Below are 17,121 nucleotides of genomic sequence, written 5' to 3' on the forward strand. Positions count from 1 at the left end.
GTCCTCACTCCTTGATGCAATCGACGGTGTAATGCCGCCCATTGCCCTCGTCTTCGTGTTGCAAGCCGTGCACATCGACGACAAACCCCGGGAAACTGCTATCGAACGTGCGGGCAAACGCCAGGTAATCGATGATCGAGCGGGTCGACTCGGTGAAGCGTTCGCCGGGCATGATCAACGGAATCCCCGGCGGGTACGGCACCAACATCACCGCGGCAATGCGGCCGCCCAGTGCATCGATGGACACGGCTTCCACCTCGCCACGCACCAGATGATCATAAGCGTCAGCCGGCTTCATGGCGATTTCCGGCAACACGGTGTACATGCGCTTGAGATGTTTGGCCGTGGCATTGCTGCGGTAACAGGCGTGCAGTTGATCGCACAAATCGCGCAGCCCCATACCCTTGTAACGCGCGCCTTCCTGCTGCGCCACGCAGGGTAGGCAGGTCACGAGGCTGACGTTGGCGTCATAACTGCGCTTGAACTCCAGCAACTCGGTCAGCAGCGTGCTCCATTTGCCCTTGGTGATGCCCATGGAGAACAGCACCAGAAACGAATAGAGCCCGGTCTTCTCGACCACCAGCCCACGCTCCCAGAGGAATTTGCTGACCACCGCCGCCGGAATCCCGCGTTCGCTCAACGCACCGCCGGCGGTGAGGCCCGGCATCACCAGCGTGACTTTGACCGGATCGAGCAGCACATAGTCATCGGTCACGCCGCCAAAGCCGTGCCAGTCGGCATCAGGTTGCAGCAGCCAGTCTTGCGTCACCACGCGCTCGATGCCTTCCACCGACGGCGGCTGCCAGATGGAAAACCACCAATCATCAGCGGCAATATGCTGACGCAAATTCGCCAGTGCCCGACGGAAACTCAGGGCTTCGTCGAACATTTCCTGCAACAGCGAGCGACCCGCCGGACCTTCCATCATCGCCGACGCCACATCCAGAGAGGCGATGATGCTGTACTGCGGCGACGTGGAGATGTGCATCATGAACGCTTCGTTGAAGCGGTCGCGATCCAGTTGCCGCGCACCGCCGTCCTGGACGTGAATCATCGAGGCCTGACTGAACGCCGCCAACAGTTTGTGGGTGGAATGAGTGGTGAACACCAGCGGGCTGTCCGCACTGCGCGCAGTGCCCATGCCGTAACGCCCGGCAAAAAATTCGTGAAACGCCGCATAGGCATACCAGGCCTCATCGAAATGCAGCACTTCGACGCTGTTGCCCAGGCTTTGCTTGATCAGTTCGGCGTTGTAACAGAGCCCGTCGTAGGTCGAATTGGTCACCACTGCCAGTTTGACCTTGGGCGCACGGCCATTGGTCAACGGGCTGGCGTCGATCTTGGCCTGAATCGATTCGCGGCTGAATTCACTCAGCGGAATCGGGCCGATGATTCCCAGCTCGTTGCGTTCCGGGCACAGGTACAACGGAATCGCGCCGGTCATGATGATCGAGTGCAGCACCGACTTGTGGCAGTTGCGGTCTACCAGCACCAGGTCATCGCGGGCGACCATCGAATGCCAGACGATCTTGTTGGCAGTCGAGGTGCCATTGATCACGAAAAAGGTGTGATCGGCGCCAAAGTTGCGCGCCGCTCGCGCTTCCGCCTCGGCCAGAGGGCCAGTGTGGTCGAGCAGCGAACCGAGTTCCGGCACCGATACCGACAAGTCCGAGCGCAGAGTGTTTTCCCCAAAGAACTGGTGAAACGCCTGCCCCACCGGGCTCTTGTGATAGGCCACGCCGCCACCATGGCCGGGCGTGTGCCAGGAATAATTGGAGTCGGCGGTGTGTTGCACCAACGCCTTGAAGAACGGTGGCAGCAGGCCATCCAGGTATTTGCGTGCGGCTCGTGCGACCTGCCGTGCCAGAAACGGCACGGTGTCTTCGAACAAATAGAGAATACCGCGCAGCTGATTGAGCTCGTCCATTGCATCGGCGGGGGCGTTTTCCAGCGTCACCTGCTCGCCCAGCGCGAAAATCGGCAAATCCGGCGCACGCACCCGCGCCAGACCGATCAGTTCGGCCATGTTCTGCAACAGATGGGAGTTGGCGCTGGGGTCTTCGGCGGCGATCAACATGCACGAGAGGCCATGATGGGTCGACGCGACCAACCGCCCTTCGGTGTAATCCACTGCCGAGACAATGCTGAAACCTTCCTGCTCCAGCTCCCGGGCGATGCCACGCACCCGATCACCGGCAACCGTGTCGGCCTTGATGTCGCGATGGACGATCAAGACCGGGAATCTCAAATCTTTATACATGGGGCTCAGTGTCCTGAGGCGGCAGTCCGTAGCCTGCCAATAACCTCAGGGTAGAGGGTTGAGGCGCTTGTGGCGAGTGCAATGCCCCGAAATGGGTCATCGATATCATTGGTGGATCGCATGCCCCTGTAGGAGCCGGCTTGCCGGCGATCGCGTCCGTTCAGGCAATGAACGTGTCGACTGCCCCGCCGCAATCGCCAGCAAGCTGGCTCCTACAGATTCGATGTCTATCCGCGAGATTCAAGCCTGAGCTTCAGCCTCAAGCAGTTGCTGCCACAACGATGGCGCACCAGCGGATTTGGCGATGACTTCCAGACGGGCCATGTGCTGCGCCAAATCATCTTCACTGGCGCGGATGATGCGGGTTGGCTGGCGATCGGCCGGCAAACGGCGGATCTCCGTGGCCGAGTTGTCCGCACCTTCGCCGGACCCGTTGCCGTCGGACGCATTGCCGGCCAGCGACAGGCTGGTCTGGCCGCCGGTCATGGTCAGGTAAACGTCGGCGAGAATCTCGGAGTCGAGCAAGGCGCCGTGAAGCTCACGGCCGGAGTTGTCGACGCCATAACGTTTGCACAAGGCGTCGAGGCTGTTGCGCTGCCCCGGGTGACGTTCCCGGGCCATCATCAGGGTGTCGAGGATCGAGCAGTGTTGCGTGATGTCCGCACGATCGTGCTGGCCCATCAGGGCGAATTCGTTGTTGATGAAGCCAACGTCGAACGCCGCGTTATGGATGATCAGCTGCGCGCCCTTGATGAATTCGAAAAACTCATCAGCCACTTCAGTGAAGCGCGGCTTGCCCACCAGGAATTCGTTGGTGATGCCGTGAACGCCGATGGCGCCTTCATCACTCTCGCGGTCCGGTTGCAGGTAAACGTGAAAATGCCGGCCGGTCAGGCGCCGACCGATCAACTCGACACAACCGATTTCGATAATCCGGTGGCCGTCGGTCACCGGCATGCCGGTGGTTTCGGTATCGAGTACAACGGATCTGGTGGCCATCAGTGCTCAGCTCTCAACGGGTCAATCGTGCAAAAACGGCGATGTTAACACGCCCACGGGATCAGGCGTGCGCACAGGCAAATGACTGAAGCTCATGCAGTTTTTAACAATCATTAGCAATGTTCATAAAGTTTGGCAAAGAACGGCTTGATAGCGTGCGCGGCTTGTTTCCGATGGATTTGAGCTCGTCATGACCACCACACAATCGCTACGCCTGCTGGTCCTGGGCGGCTGCCTGATCGCAACCACCGCCCAGGCCACCAGTTTTGTAATCAGCACCGATATCACGTTGAGCCTGACCTTGAGTTCGTCCAAGGGCACGAGCGGATCATTCAAGGACGACAAGATTGTGCTGGCGGCCAAGGATGATGCGGCAGCATTTGTGGCGAGTGACGGGGAGATTCGCGGAGCGCGGATTGAAGCGGCATTCGAGAGGATTCGTGGCGGACTGAGCGATCAGTATTCAGACCAACAACTGGCCAACGCCATTTTGATGCTGTGAACACCGATCTTGTAGGAGCCGGCTTGCCGGCGATAGGTCCTGAGCCTTGTATTGATCTCGGGAACGCTATCGCCGGCAAGCCGGCTCCTACAAAGGTCAGGCTTGTTTGTAACCGCGCACTTCATCCACGCCACGGTTAGCCAACTGGTCGGCCCGCTCGTTGCCGTGATGCCCGATGTGCCCGCGCACCCACTTCCAGGTGACGTTGTGGCGGTTGACCTGCTCGTCCAGCAATTTCCACAGGTCAGCATTTTTTACCGGTTCTTTCGCTGCCGTTTTCCAGCCGCGCTTCTTCCAGTTGTCCATCCATTCGTTGATGCCTTTCATCACATACTGCGAGTCCGTCACCAGCAGCACGTCGCAGGAACGCTTCAGTTCTTCCAGCCCGCGAATCGCGCCCATCAGCTCCATACGGTTGTTGGTGGTGTTGGCTTCGCCACCCCAGAGTTCTTTTTCAACGCCCTTGCACACCAGCAATGCGCCCCAGCCGCCTGGGCCAGGATTGCCCTTGCAGGCGCCGTCGGTGAAGAGTTCTACGCTATCGCTCATGCCAATCTATCCAGAAAATGCGGTGGCCCGCCGATCGTTGATCGACGATGCCCGAGGCCGGGACGCGCCCGGCCGGGAATATAAAAAGTGTTACGGCTCGATGTTGCGGCGGTTGACCTTGGCCATCGGCAATGGAATCAACTTGCCCATCGGCTCGCGACGTTCCTGACGAACCGGCCGCAGGCCGACCACGATCTTGCGCGCGACCAATAAATAGAAGCCGCCACCCGACAGTTGCCAGTCACCGGCCTTGCGCTCCCAACCGGCCAAACGGGCTTGCCAGGCCGGGGACGCAAGCGGCGGACGATAGCACCCGAAGCGGCGTTTCTCCAGCGCGAAGCCCAGCAGGTTCAGCCAGTCGGCGACCCGCGACGGCGAAATGCACCGAGCCTTGCGCAAGGCGTCATGGGCGAACACGTGGCGCAAGCCCCAGCTGCTCCAGGGGTTGATCCCGATGATCAGCAAATGCCCGCCAGGACGCACGCTGCTCGCCGCTTCGCGCAGCAAACCATGGGGCGACAGGCAGAAATCCAGGCCGTGCTGCAACACCACCACATCGGCAGCGTGCTCACTCAACGGCCAGGCCTGCTCTTCACACACGATCTCGACACCCGGCAATGGCGCACCCAGGCGCACATTGCGCTGGACCTGCGGCGCCGACGGCGGTGTCTCGGCCGAAGGACCGTAATGCACCAGATAGCCACCGAAGAAGCGCCCCAGCTCGTCTTCGAGCATGCGTCGTTCTTCGTCCAGCAGAAATTGCCCGATGGGGCCGGACAGCCATTCACGGGCCGCGCTGATCAGGGCCAGCCAGTCAGGATCAGCCTGAGCGAACGCTTTATCAGTCATTGCATTCTCCAACGCGCCAGGAAGTTCTAAGATGCGCCATTGTTTTCCGCTTGGCGAATCCGACGATGATACAGATCAGTGCCCTGCCCGCCTTCACCGACAACTACATCTGGTTGTTGCAAGACCCCGTCACGCGACGCTGTGCGGTGGTCGATCCCGGCGATGCCGCGCCGGTCCAGGCCTGGCTCGCGGCGAATCCGGGTTGGGCACTGAGTGATATTTTGATCACTCACCATCATCACGACCATGTCGGCGGTGTCAAACAGTTGAAAAAAGCGACGGACGCGAAGGTCTACGGCCCGGCCAGTGAAACCATTCCGGCGCGGGACGTCGCGCTCAAGGACAACGACCGTATCAGCGTGCTGGGTTGGGACTTCGAGGTGATCTCCGTTCCCGGCCATACCCTGGGGCACATTGCCTACTACCATCAGGACGTGCTGTTTTGCGGCGACACCCTGTTCGCCGCCGGTTGCGGACGGCTGTTTGAAGGCACGCCCGAGCAAATGCACACCTCGCTGACACGCCTCGCATCCCTTCCCGAGGATACGCAGGTGTATTGCACGCATGAATACACCCTGAGCAACCTGCGTTTCGCCGTAGCGGTCGAGCCCGGCAACCCACATACCGTCGAACGGCTGGCAAAAGTCACCGAACAACGTGCAGCGGGCATCATCACGCTGCCTTCGTCGATCGCTTTGGAAAAGCTGACAAACCCGTTTTTACGTGTCGGCGAAACATCTGTTAAAGAAAAAGTGGACGAACGGAATGGCACCTATAACCGGGCTCCGAGTGCGGTTTTTGCTGCTCTGCGCGCTTGGAAGGATAAGTTCTGAGAGGGCTTGCCGTTGGTGCGAAAAATCTGAATGGTTGACCGCAGAGGGTGCGCTTTCTAGAATCGCCCGACATTTTTGCCCGGAACTTACTTCCAGCCAATGTCGTCATCTATTCGTAAAGCCATCAATTCAGACGCATTGACCCGCTTGGCTCAAGCCATAGCGGTGGCTGTGTCCGCCACTCTGGCGGGCTGTTCCAGCCATGTGCCGCAGACCGACGCGGCACATACCCCGAACATCGCAGCGCGAGCCAAACAGAAGCCCATCTGGCTCAGCGAAAAGCCTAGCCCGCAAATTCCACAGGACGTCTGGGAGCGCATGCGCCAGGGCTTCCAGTTGCAGGAAGGCCTGGGCGTCAACCCGCGCATCGAGCAACAGCGCCTGTGGTTCGCCAGTAACCCTTCCTTCCTCGAAAACGCCGGCGAACGCGGCAGTCTCTACATTCACTACATCGTCGAACGCCTTGAAGAACGCAACATGCCGCTGGAACTGGCACTCCTGCCAGTGATTGAAAGCGCCTACAACCCAATGGCCTATTCCCGGGCCGACGCGGTTGGCCTGTGGCAATTCATTCCCTCCACCGGGCGTTACTTCAACCTGCGCCAGACCCGTTTCTACGATGGCCGTCGCGACATTACCGCGTCGACCACCGCCGCGATGGATTACCTGACCCGTCTGCACGACATGTTCAACGGCGACTGGCTGCTGGCCCTCGCGGCTTACAACGCGGGTGAAGGTACGGTCAGCCGGGCCATCGAACGTAACGAAAGACTTGGCCTGCCCACCGATTACTGGAACCTGCCACTGCCGTCGGAAACCCAGGCCTATGTGCCGAAGTTGCTGGCCCTGTCGCAAGTGGTCCTGGCGCCCGAAGCCTACGGCGTGAACCTCAACCCGATCGCCAACGAGCCGTATTTCCAGGCCGTCGAAATCAACCAGCGCATGGACCTGTCCAAGGTTGCAGCGGTGGCCAATATCGACGAAGACGAGTTGTTCCAGCTCAACCCGGCCTTCAAGCAGCGCACCACCACTCTGGACGGTCCTCAGCATTTGCTGGTGCCGACGTCCAAGGCGCAACTGCTGACCGCCAGCCTGTCGACCATGCGTCCTGAAGAGCTGATCAGCAAGAAGTCGCTCAAACCGGTGTTCGAAGGCGCAGACGATACCCAGATCGCCAGCCTCAAACGCGCCTACCGCGTGAAACGTGGCGACAACCTCGGCACCATCGCCAAGGCCAACAAGGTCGACGTGAAAGACCTGCAACGCTGGAACAAGCTGACCGGCAAGGACCTCAAGGTTGGCCAGACGCTGGTGATGCAGGACAAGACCAAGCGCAGCTCCGGACGCGTCAACACCGTAGTGGCCGCCAACACCAAAACGAATGGCAAGACGGACACCAAGAAACCGCAGACCCAATACAAGGTCCAGCAAGGTGACTCGCTGTACATCGTGGCCAAGCGTTTCAACGTTGAAATGCAGCACCTCAAGCGCTGGAACCCGCGTGTCGGCCAGGCGCTGAAGCCGGGTCAGATGTTGACGGTTGCTTCGCCGCACTAAAAAAAGCCCCTGACTTCAGGGGCTTTTTTTTGCCCAAATACCATAAACAGGTTCACACAACCTCTGTAGGAGCCGGCTTGCTGGCGATGGGCTCAAGTGCGCCGCGTTTAACCAGATTTCACGCGATATCGTTAACGACCATCGCCAGCAAGCTGGCTCCTACAGGGTTTGTGTACGACGAGCGATCAAATAGGTTTCCAAGCCTCCACAAGCGATCTGCCCCGGCAATTAACGGGTCGTTAAATCCCCGTCTTTTTCCTGTCCATACAAGCTGTTACTGTACGGCCCACAAAGCCCAAGCCGCCTGGATCGGATCTCTGACTTGAAGCGTCCCCTCCTCCTGCTCCTTATCAGCCTGGCCTTGAGCTCCTCCGCAAGTGCGACGATCAGCGAAAGCCATGGTTATGCGCAGTTCGGCACGCTCAAGTACCCGGCCAGATTTACCCATTTCGACTGGGTCAACCCGCAAGCGCCCAAGGGCGGTACGTTGCGGGTGATGGCGTTTGGCACCTTCGATACGCTCAACCCGTACACCTTCAAGGGCTCAAGCCCGGTTTCCACCGCGAATTTCCTGCAGTACGGCATCAACGAGCTCAACGAGCCGCTGATGGTCGGCACCGGCCAATACGCGCCGTCCGGCGACGAACCCACCTCCAGTTATGGCCTGATCGCCCAATCGGTGGAATACAGCGAAGACCGCAGCTGGGTGGTGTTCAACCTGCGCCCCGAAGCCCGCTTTCACGATGGCACGCCGATCACCGCGTATGACGTCGCGTTCTCTTATCGATTGCTGCTCAAGGAAGGCCATCCGCAATACCGCACCAATCTCCAGGAAGTGTTGCGGGTCGACGTGCTCAACCCACAGCGCATCCGCTTCGTCTTCAAGCGCGCTGGCAATCCACTGCTGATCTTGCGCCTGGGCGAGTTGCCGGTGCTGCCGCAGCATTACTGGAAAGGTCGCGACTTCAAGGCCACCACCTTCGAGCCGCCGCTGGGCAGTGGCCCTTATCGCATGACCTCGGTCACGCCCGGGCGCCAGATTGTGTTTGAACGGGTCAAGGATTACTGGGGCAAGGACCTGCCGGTCAATCGTGGCAAGTACAACGTCGACCGCATGGAAGTCGAGTTCTACCGCGACAGCGACGTCGCGTTCGAGGCCTTCAAGGCCGGCGAGTTCGACATCTACATCGAGCATCAGGCGAAGAACTGGGTTAACGGTTACAACTTCCCGGCCGTGCGACGAGGCGATGTCATCAAGGCGCAGATCCCGCACCAGATCCCGACCCAGAGCCAGGGCCTGTTCATGAACACCCGGCGCCCGGCCTTCTCCGACGCGAAGGTGCGCGAAGCGCTGGGGCTGATGTTCGATTTCGAGTGGACCAATCGCACGCTGTTCAGCGGCGCTTACAAGCGCGCCATGAGTTACTACCCCAACAGCGAATTCTCGGCCACCGGCCTGCCGGTCGGTCATGAGTGGTTGATGCTCAAGCCGTACCGCGAGCAATTGCCCGCCAAACTGCTCACCGAGCCGTTCAGCCTGCCGCAGACCCAAGGGCGCGGCATTCCGCGGGACACCATGCGCCAGGCCCTGAGCCTGCTCGCCGAGGCCGGCTGGAAGCTCAACGGTCAACGAGTCGAAAACGCCAAGGGCCAGCCGCTCTCGCTTGAGATCCTGCTGGTCAACCCGAATCTGGAACGCATCCTCCAGTCTTATGTCGAGAACCTCGCCAGTATCGGCATCGATGCCCGGTTGCGCACGGTGGACCGCGCCCAGTACAAACAGCGCCTCGACCAGTTCGATTTCGACATGATTCTGATGACCCTGAACCAGACCCTCAGCCCCGGTCTGGAGCAATGGCAGTATTTCCATTCCAGCCAGGTCGGGGTCAAGGGCAGCAAAAATTACGCGGGCATCGCCAACCCGGTGGTTGACCATTTACTCGAGCAACTGCTCGCCGCCCAGACCCGCGATGAACAGGTTGCCGCCGGCAAAGCCCTGGACCGCGTGTTGTTATGGCAGCACTACATCATTCCCAACTGGTACCTCAATTATCACCGCCTGGCCTACCGCAACCGGTTCGCCTTTGTCACCACGCCGCCCTATACGCTGGGCCTGAGCGCGTGGTGGCTGAAATCTTCGGAGAAAGATCGATGAAACCCGTACGCGCCCTGCTCTTGCAGGCCAGCGGCCTGTTGTTCGCCGGGCTGGCCTGCGCCGCGCCGCAACACGCCCTGACCTTGTACAACGAGCCGCCGAAATACCCGGCCGACTTCAAGCATTTCGATTACGTGAATCCGGACGCCCCCAAGGGCGGGGTCTTCCGTCAGGCCGGTTTCGGCGGCTTCGACAGCCTCAACCCGTTCATCAGCAAAGGCGTGTCGGCCGGCGACATCGAGCTGATCTACGACACCCTGGCCAAACAGGGACTCGATGAACCGTTCACCGAATATGGATTGGTTGCCGGCAAGATCGAGAAAGCCCCGGACAACAGCTGGGTGCGTTTCTACCTGCGCCCTGAAGCACGCTTCCACGACGGTCATCCGATCCGTGCCGAAGACGTGGTGTTCAGCTTCGAAACGCTGATCAAGGACGGCGCACCGATGTATCGCGGTTACTACAGCGACGTCGCTGAAGCCGTCGCCGAAGACCCGCTGACCGTGCTGTTCAAGTTCAAGCACACCAACAACCGCGAACTGCCGTTGATCCTCGGCCAGTTGCCGGTACTGCCCAAACACTGGTGGGCGACCCGGGACTTCAACAAGGGCAACCTGGAAATGCCGTTGGGCAGCGGCCCGTACAAGGTCAGCGAGGTGAAGGCCGGGCGCTCGATTCGCTACGAGCGGGTCAAGGATTACTGGGGCAAGGACCTGCCGGCCAACCGTGGTTTCTACAACTTCGACGTGATGACCACCGATTACTACCGCGACAACACCGTGGCCCTGGAAGCACTCAAGGCCGGACAGTTCGATTACTGGCTGGAGATGAGCGCGAAGAACTGGGCCAACGCCTACAACATCCCGGCGGTTGCCGAAGGTCGGTTGAACAAGGAACAGATCCCCAACGGCAACCCGACCGGCATGCAGGGTTTTGTGTTCAACCTGCGCCGTCCGGTGTTCCAGGACGTGCGCGTGCGCCAGGCGCTGACGTTGTTGCTGGACTTTGAATGGACCAACAAGCAACTGTTCAACGGCGCCTACGTGCGTACCCGCAGTTTCTTTGAAAACTCGGAAATGGCCGCCACCGGTTTACCGGATGCCGATCAGTTGGCCATTCTCGACCCGTTCCGCGGCAAGATCCCCGAGCAGGTATTCACCGAGGCCTTCCAGAACCCGGTGACCGACGCCAGCGGCATGATCCGCACGCAGCAGCGCAAGGCTTATCAGCTGTTGCAGGAAGCCGGCTGGCGGATCGTCGACGACAAGATGGTCGACGCCAACGGCAAACCGGTGAACATCGAGTTCCTGCTGGCCCAGACCGAGTTCGAACGGGTGCTGCTGCCGTTCAAGCGCAATCTCAGCGACCTGGGGATCGATCTGGTGATTCGCCGGGTCGACGTCTCGCAGTACATCAATCGCGTGCGTTCGCGGGACTTCGACATGATTGTCGGCAGCTTCCCGCAATCCAACTCGCCGGGTAACGAACAGCGCGAATTCTGGATGTCTGCCGCCGCCGACAAACCCGGCAGCCGCAACTCCATGGGCCTGAAAGACCCGGTGGTGGACCAACTGGTCGAGCAACTGATCAACGCCGATTCGCGCAAAAGCCTGGTGGCTCACGCCCGTGCACTGGACCGCGTGCTGCAATGGGGTTATTACGTGATCCCCAACTGGCACATCAAGACCTGGCGCGTGGCTTACTGGAACCATATCGGCCACCCGAAAATCTCACCCAAGTACGACATCGGTACGGCCACCTGGTGGATCAAGCCCAACGTGACACCGGCGATAGAAGTCGAAACCAAACTGCAAGCCGACCCTGCGGGCACGGAGTAATAGATGCTGGCGTATATTTTTCGGCGACTGCTGCTGATCATCCCGACGCTGCTCGGCATTTTGCTGATCAACTTCGTGATCATCCAGGCCGCCCCCGGCGGGCCGGTGGAACAGATGATCGCCAAGCTCGAAGGTTTCGAAGGCGCCACCAGCCGCATTGCCGGCGGTGGTGCAGAGGTGTCGGTGGCCGGCTCGGCCTATCGTGGCGCCCAGGGTCTTGACCCCGCGCTGGTGAAAGAAATCGAGCACATGTACGGCTTCGACAAATCGGCGCCGGAACGTTTGTGGATCATGGTCAAGAACTACGCCACCCTGGATTTCGGCGACAGTTTCTTTCGCGACGCCAAGGTCATCGACCTGATCAAGGAAAAGATGCCGGTGTCGATCTCCCTCGGTCTGTGGAGCACGCTGATCATGTACCTGGTGTCGATCCCGCTGGGGATCGCCAAGGCCACGCGACATGGCAGTCACTTCGACGTCTGGACCAGTTCGGCGATCATCGTCGGTTACGCGATCCCGGCGTTCCTGTTCGCCATTCTGTTGATTGTGGTGTTCGCCGGCGGCAGCTATTTCGACTGGTTCCCGCTTCGGGGACTGACCTCGAACAACTTCGATGAACTGAGCATGGGCGGCAAGATTCTCGATTACTTCTGGCACCTGGCATTGCCGGTGACGGCGCTGGTGATCGGTAACTTCGCCACCATGACCCTGCTCACCAAAAACAGCTTCCTCGATGAAATCAACAAGCAGTACGTGGTCACCGCCAAGGCCAAGGGCCTGACCAATCACCGTGTCCTCTACGGCCACGTATTCCGCAACGCCATGCTGCTGGTGATTGCCGGTTTCCCGTCGGCGTTCATCGGGATTTTCTTCACTGGTTCGTTGCTGGTGGAGGTGATCTTCTCTCTCGACGGACTGGGGCTGATGAGTTTCGAAGCGGCGATCAACCGTGATTACCCGGTGGTCTTCGGCACGTTGTTCATCTTCACCCTGCTGGGATTGGTGGTGAAACTGATCGGCGATCTGACCTACACCTTTGTCGATCCGCGCATCGACTTCGAAAGCCGGGAGCATTGAGATGAACCTGTCCCCTCTCAATCGTCGGCGTTTCGAACTGTTCAAGGCCAACAAGCGCGGCTGGTGGTCGCTGTGGCTGTTTCTCGTGTTGTTCGGCCTGAGCCTCGGCGCCGAGCTGATCGCCAACGACAAACCCTTGGTGGTGCATTACGACAACAGCTGGTACTTCCCGGCGCTCAAGCGTTACCCGGAGACTACGTTCGGCGGCGAATTCCCGCTGGAAGCCAACTACAAGAGCCCGTATATCCGCGAACTGCTCAAGGCCAAGGATGCGTGGGTGCTGTGGGCGCCGATTCCCTACAGCTACCAAAGCATCAATTACGACCTGAAAGTCCCGGCACCGGCGCCGCCGTCGACCGACAACCTGCTGGGCACGGACGATCAGGGGCGCGATGTGTTGGCGCGGGTGATTTACGGCTTCCGGATTTCGGTGCTGTTCGCGCTGACATTGACCATTCTCAGCTCGATCATCGGCGTGATTGCCGGTGCCTTGCAGGGTTTCTATGGCGGCTGGGTCGATCTGGCCGGGCAGCGGTTCCTGGAGATCTGGTCCGGGTTGCCGGTGCTGTATCTGCTGATCATTCTCGCCAGCTTCGTCCAGCCGAACTTCTGGTGGCTGCTGGGGATCATGCTGCTGTTTTCGTGGATGAGCCTGGTGGACGTGGTCCGCGCCGAGTTCCTGCGCGGACGCAACCTCGAATACGTGCGCGCGGCCCGGGCGCTGGGGATGCAGAATGGTGCGATCATGTTCCGCCACATCTTGCCCAACGCGATGGTTTCGACCATGACGTTCATGCCGTTCATCCTCACCGGCGCCATCGGCACGCTGACGGCGCTGGACTTCCTGGGTTTCGGCCTGCCGCCGGGCGCGCCGTCGCTCGGTGAGCTGGTGGCCCAGGGCAAATCCAACCTGCAAGCGCCGTGGCTGGGCATGAGCGCGTTTGCGGTGCTGGCGTTGATGTTGAGTCTGCTGGTGTTCATCGGCGAGTCCGCTCGCGATGCCTTCGACCCGAGGAAGTGAAATGAATCAGGACAATCTGATCGAAGTGCGCGACCTGGCCGTCGAATTCGTCGTTGGCGAGCGCTGCCAGCGAGTGGTCGAAGGTGTCAGCTTCGACATCAAGCGCGGCGAAACCCTGGCGTTGGTGGGTGAAAGCGGTTCCGGCAAATCGGTGACCGCGCACTCGATCCTGCGCCTGCTGCCCTACCCGCTCGCCCGGCATCCGTCCGGCACCATCGAGTACTCCGGGCAAGACCTGCTGAGCCTGAAAGAGAAAACCATCCGCCACATCCGTGGCAACCGGATCGCGATGATCTTTCAGGAGCCGATGACTTCGCTCAATCCGCTGCACTCGATCGAGAAGCAGATCAACGAAGTTCTCAGCATCCACAAAGGTTTGATCGGCAAAGTCGCGACCAAACGCACGCTGGAACTGCTGGAAATGGTCGGCATTCCGGAGCCCGAGAAGCGCCTGAAAGCCCTGCCCCACGAATTGTCCGGCGGCCAGCGCCAGCGAGTGATGATCGCCATGGCCCTGGCCAACGAGCCGGAGCTGCTGATCGCAGACGAACCGACCACCGCGCTGGACGTGACCGTCCAGCTGAAAATCCTCGAATTGCTCAAGGAATTGCAGACCCGTCTGGGCATGGCATTGTTACTGATCAGTCACGATTTGAACCTTGTGCGAAGAATTGCGCATCGCGTATGTGTCATGCAGCGCGGTTGCATCGTCGAACAGGCATCGTGCGAAGAGTTGTTCCGCGCGCCGCAGCATCCGTACACTCGGGAACTGCTGGCAGCGGAGCCCAGCGGCAAGCCGGCGACCAATGTGATTGGCCCGCCGCTGCTGCAGGTCGAGGACTTGAAAGTCTGGTTCCCGATCAAGAAAGGCTTGCTGAAAAAGACCGTCGATCACATCAAAGCAGTGGACGGGATCAATTTCAGCCTGCCTCAGGGACAGACCCTGGGGATCGTGGGAGAAAGCGGTTCCGGCAAGTCGACACTCGGTTTGGCGATTTTGCGGCTGATTGGCAGCAAAGGTGCGATCCGTTTTGAAGGCAAGCAGCTAGACTGCCTGACGCAACAACAGGTTCGGCCGCTGCGTCGGGAGATGCAGGTGGTGTTTCAGGACCCGTTCGGCAGCCTGAGCCCGCGGATGTGCGTGAGCCAGATCGTTGGCGAAGGCCTGCGGATTCACAAGATGGGCACCGAGGCAGAACAGGAACAAGCGATTATTGCGGCACTCAAGGAGGTAGGTCTGGATCCGGAAACCCGGCACCGCTACCCCCACGAATTTTCCGGCGGGCAGCGGCAGAGAATCGCCATTGCCCGGGCATTAGTGCTAAAACCGGCGCTGATTCTGCTGGACGAGCCGACTTCGGCCCTCGACCGGACAGTGCAGCGCCAAGTGGTGGAGCTTTTGCGTTCACTGCAAACCAAGTACAACCTGACGTATCTGTTTATCAGCCATGACCTGGCTGTCGTCAAAGCGCTGAGCCACCAGCTGATGGTGGTCAAGCATGGCCAAGTGGTCGAACAGGGAGACGCGCAAAGTATCTTTGCCGCCCCCCAACATCCGTATACACAGCAGTTGCTGGAAGCCGCTTTTCTGGCACCAGCCACTGCGCAATAACCTGAAAGAGAGGAGCAACACATGGGTTTTCTCGCCGGTAAGCGCGTACTGATCGTCGGTGTCGCCAGCAAGCTGTCCATCGCATCCGGCATCGCTGCCGCCATGCATCGCGAGGGCGCTGAGCTTGCCTTCACTTATCAGAACGACAAACTCAAGGGTCGTGTCGAAGAGTTCGCACAAAGCTGGGGTTCCAACCCGGACCTGTGCTTCCCGTGCGACGTGGCCAGCGATGAAGAAATCGCCAAGGTCTTCGTTGAGCTGGGCAAGAAGTGGGATGGCCTGGATTGCATCGTGCACTCCGTCGGCTTCGCCCCGGGCGACCAACTGGACGGCGACTTCACCGAAGCCACCACCCGTGAAGGTTTCCGCATTGCTCACGACATCAGCGCCTACAGCTTCGTGGCTTTGGCCAAAGCTGGCCGCGAAATGATGAAAGGCCGCAACGGCAGCCTGCTGACCCTGTCGTACCTGGGTGCCGAGCGCACCATGCCTAACTACAACGTAATGGGCATGGCCAAGGCTTCGCTGGAAGCTGGCGTACGTTACCTGGCCGGCTCCCTGGGCCCGGACGGCACTCGCGTCAACTGCGTATCGGCTGGCCCGATCCGCACCCTCGCCGCTTCCGGCATCAAGAACTTCCGCAAGATGCTGGCCGCCAACGAAGCGCAAACCCCGCTGCGTCGCAACGTCACCATCGAAGAAGTCGGCAACGCCGGCGCCTTCCTGTGCTCGGACCTGGCGTCCGGCATCAGCGGTGAAATCATGTACGTGGACGGTGGTTTCAACACCACGGCCATGGGCAGCCTCGAAGAGTAATCTTCGACGGTAACGAAAAAACCCGCCTCTACAGGCGGGTTTTTTTGTGCCCGAAATTCCAGACCCCACCGCGATCCCTTGTAGGAGCTGGCTTGCCAGCGATAGCGGTCGTACAGCCAACATTTACAGTGAGACGGACATCGCCATCGCTGGCAAGCCAGCTCCTACAGGGATCATCTATTGGCTCAAGCAGTCGGCAAATAGCTGCTGGATTGGCTGCAAACGTTGGCTGTAGCGCTGCAACAGCACAATCTCGCGGTAGAACGTCAGTTCGCCCAACCGGATGATCCGCACCTTCGCGCCATACTCAAGCCACAACCCAGCCTCAGGAAGCAACGAAACACCCAATCCGCATTCAACCATTTTGACGATGGCTTCCAGTTCATCCAGCTCCAAAGCCACCTGCACATCAATCTGCTGCTCACGCAGGAACCGCGTCACCAGGCGCCCACCGAAGGAATTGCGGTCGTAGCGCACATGGGGATGGTCCGCGAGGATCTGCAACGGGTCATCACCTTCAAGCTCCCGCGGCACGATCAGCACAAACGGTTCCTTGCGAATGACCTGCGCCGACAACTCCTTGGGCAACTCGAACGGCGGCTTGATCAGGATGGCCAGATCAACCTCCCCGGTATCGACCTGGCTCAGCAAATTGAGCGAAACGCCCGGCACCAGTTTCGGCTCCAGCAACGGCGCTTGCTGACGCAGCCGCAACAACGCCTGGGGCAGCAACCCGGTCTGGGCCGTGGCCACTGCGCCAATCTTCAGCTCGCCGCGGTATTCGCTGACGTCATCGCTGACCGCCATGCGACTGAAGGTTTCCAGCATCTCCCGGGCCATCGGCAACGCCCGTTGCCCTGCCGCATTGAGAATCGCCTGACGCCCGGTGCGATCGAATAAACGAATGCCCAACGCCTGTTCCAGATTGCGCATCTGCGCGCTGACTGCCGACTGCGTCAGGCCGATGTGCATGCCGGCGGCGGCGAATGTGCCGTAGCGTGTAACAGCGATGAAGGTTTTCAGTTCACGCAGCATGACGGTCTCGATTGATCG

14 protein-coding genes are annotated in these 17,121 nt (G+C 59.9%); 9 read left to right on the forward strand and 5 right to left on the reverse strand.

Features of this window, described 5'->3' with window-relative positions:
* Window positions 1-4 precede the first annotated feature (4 nt).
* Window positions 5-2,260, reverse strand: coding sequence for an Orn/Lys/Arg decarboxylase N-terminal domain-containing protein (locus tag KGB25_RS06075; RefSeq protein ID WP_223434599.1), 2,256 nt, complete (start codon window positions 2,258-2,260; stop codon window positions 5-7).
* Window positions 2,261-2,500: 240 nt separating this feature from the next.
* Window positions 2,501-3,259 carry a DNA polymerase III subunit epsilon gene (dnaQ, locus tag KGB25_RS06080; protein WP_008038265.1) on the reverse strand — a complete coding sequence of 253 codons (759 nt, stop codon included), beginning with the start codon at window positions 3,257-3,259 and terminating at the stop codon, window positions 2,501-2,503.
* Between the two features lie 190 nt (window positions 3,260-3,449).
* Here dnaQ and KGB25_RS06085 point away from each other — a divergent pair, with 190 nt between their 5' ends.
* Complete coding sequence (locus KGB25_RS06085) at window positions 3,450-3,761, forward strand: DUF2388 domain-containing protein (RefSeq protein ID WP_008038263.1); 312 nt, start codon at window positions 3,450-3,452, stop codon at window positions 3,759-3,761.
* Window positions 3,762-3,857: 96 nt separating this feature from the next.
* Here the strand turns inward: KGB25_RS06085 and rnhA are convergent, their stop codons facing one another.
* A complete protein-coding gene (gene rnhA, locus KGB25_RS06090) occupies window positions 3,858-4,310 on the reverse strand; it encodes a ribonuclease HI (protein ID WP_008028618.1) in 453 nt (150 codons plus the stop codon).
* 90 nt (window positions 4,311-4,400) lie between these two features.
* Window positions 4,401-5,159, reverse strand: a complete 759-nt coding sequence (locus KGB25_RS06095; RefSeq protein WP_008038260.1) for a methyltransferase domain-containing protein — start codon at window positions 5,157-5,159, stop codon at window positions 4,401-4,403.
* Between the two features lie 65 nt (window positions 5,160-5,224).
* On the opposite strand from KGB25_RS06095, the gene gloB reads away from it, so the two are divergent.
* The 8 genes from gloB (at window position 5,225) to fabI (ending at window position 16,068) form a co-directional block, all read left to right on the forward strand.
* On the forward strand, window positions 5,225-5,992 hold the full coding sequence (gloB, locus tag KGB25_RS06100; RefSeq protein WP_223434600.1) for a hydroxyacylglutathione hydrolase: 768 nt from the start codon (window positions 5,225-5,227) through the stop codon (window positions 5,990-5,992).
* 99 nt (window positions 5,993-6,091) lie between these two features.
* Window positions 6,092-7,549: a transglycosylase SLT domain-containing protein gene (locus KGB25_RS06105; RefSeq protein ID WP_008038257.1), complete on the forward strand. Its 1,458-nt coding sequence runs from the start codon at window positions 6,092-6,094 to the stop codon at window positions 7,547-7,549.
* Between the two features lie 340 nt (window positions 7,550-7,889).
* Window positions 7,890-9,704 carry an extracellular solute-binding protein gene (locus tag KGB25_RS06110; RefSeq protein WP_411740535.1) on the forward strand — a complete coding sequence of 605 codons (1,815 nt, stop codon included), beginning with the start codon at window positions 7,890-7,892 and terminating at the stop codon, window positions 9,702-9,704.
* A complete protein-coding gene (locus tag KGB25_RS06115) occupies window positions 9,701-11,542 on the forward strand; it encodes an extracellular solute-binding protein (protein ID WP_192227362.1) in 1,842 nt (613 codons plus the stop codon). The genes KGB25_RS06110 and KGB25_RS06115 overlap by 4 nt, the downstream gene beginning before the upstream one ends.
* Before the next feature lie 3 nt (window positions 11,543-11,545).
* On the forward strand, window positions 11,546-12,619 hold the full coding sequence (locus KGB25_RS06120; RefSeq protein ID WP_008028636.1) for a microcin C ABC transporter permease YejB: 1,074 nt from the start codon (window positions 11,546-11,548) through the stop codon (window positions 12,617-12,619).
* Between the two features lies 1 nt (window position 12,620).
* A complete protein-coding gene (locus tag KGB25_RS06125; protein ID WP_008028637.1) occupies window positions 12,621-13,640 on the forward strand; it encodes an ABC transporter permease in 1,020 nt (339 codons plus the stop codon).
* 1 nt (window position 13,641) lies between these two features.
* Window positions 13,642-15,252, forward strand: coding sequence for an ABC transporter ATP-binding protein (locus tag KGB25_RS06130; protein WP_207286645.1), 1,611 nt, complete (start codon window positions 13,642-13,644; stop codon window positions 15,250-15,252).
* 21 nt (window positions 15,253-15,273) lie between these two features.
* Window positions 15,274-16,068, forward strand: coding sequence for an enoyl-ACP reductase FabI (fabI, locus tag KGB25_RS06135; RefSeq protein WP_008028639.1), 795 nt, complete (start codon window positions 15,274-15,276; stop codon window positions 16,066-16,068).
* A 177-nt stretch (window positions 16,069-16,245) separates the two neighbouring features.
* On the opposite strand, the gene KGB25_RS06140 is transcribed toward fabI, so the two are convergent.
* On the reverse strand, window positions 16,246-17,103 hold the full coding sequence (locus tag KGB25_RS06140) for a LysR family transcriptional regulator (protein WP_223434602.1): 858 nt from the start codon (window positions 17,101-17,103) through the stop codon (window positions 16,246-16,248).
* Window positions 17,104-17,121: the final 18 nt, after the last annotated feature.

It is taken from the genome of Pseudomonas sp. BF-RE-21 (genome assembly GCF_019947305.1).
Classification (GTDB): Bacteria; Pseudomonadota; Gammaproteobacteria; order Pseudomonadales; family Pseudomonadaceae; genus Aquipseudomonas; species Aquipseudomonas migulae.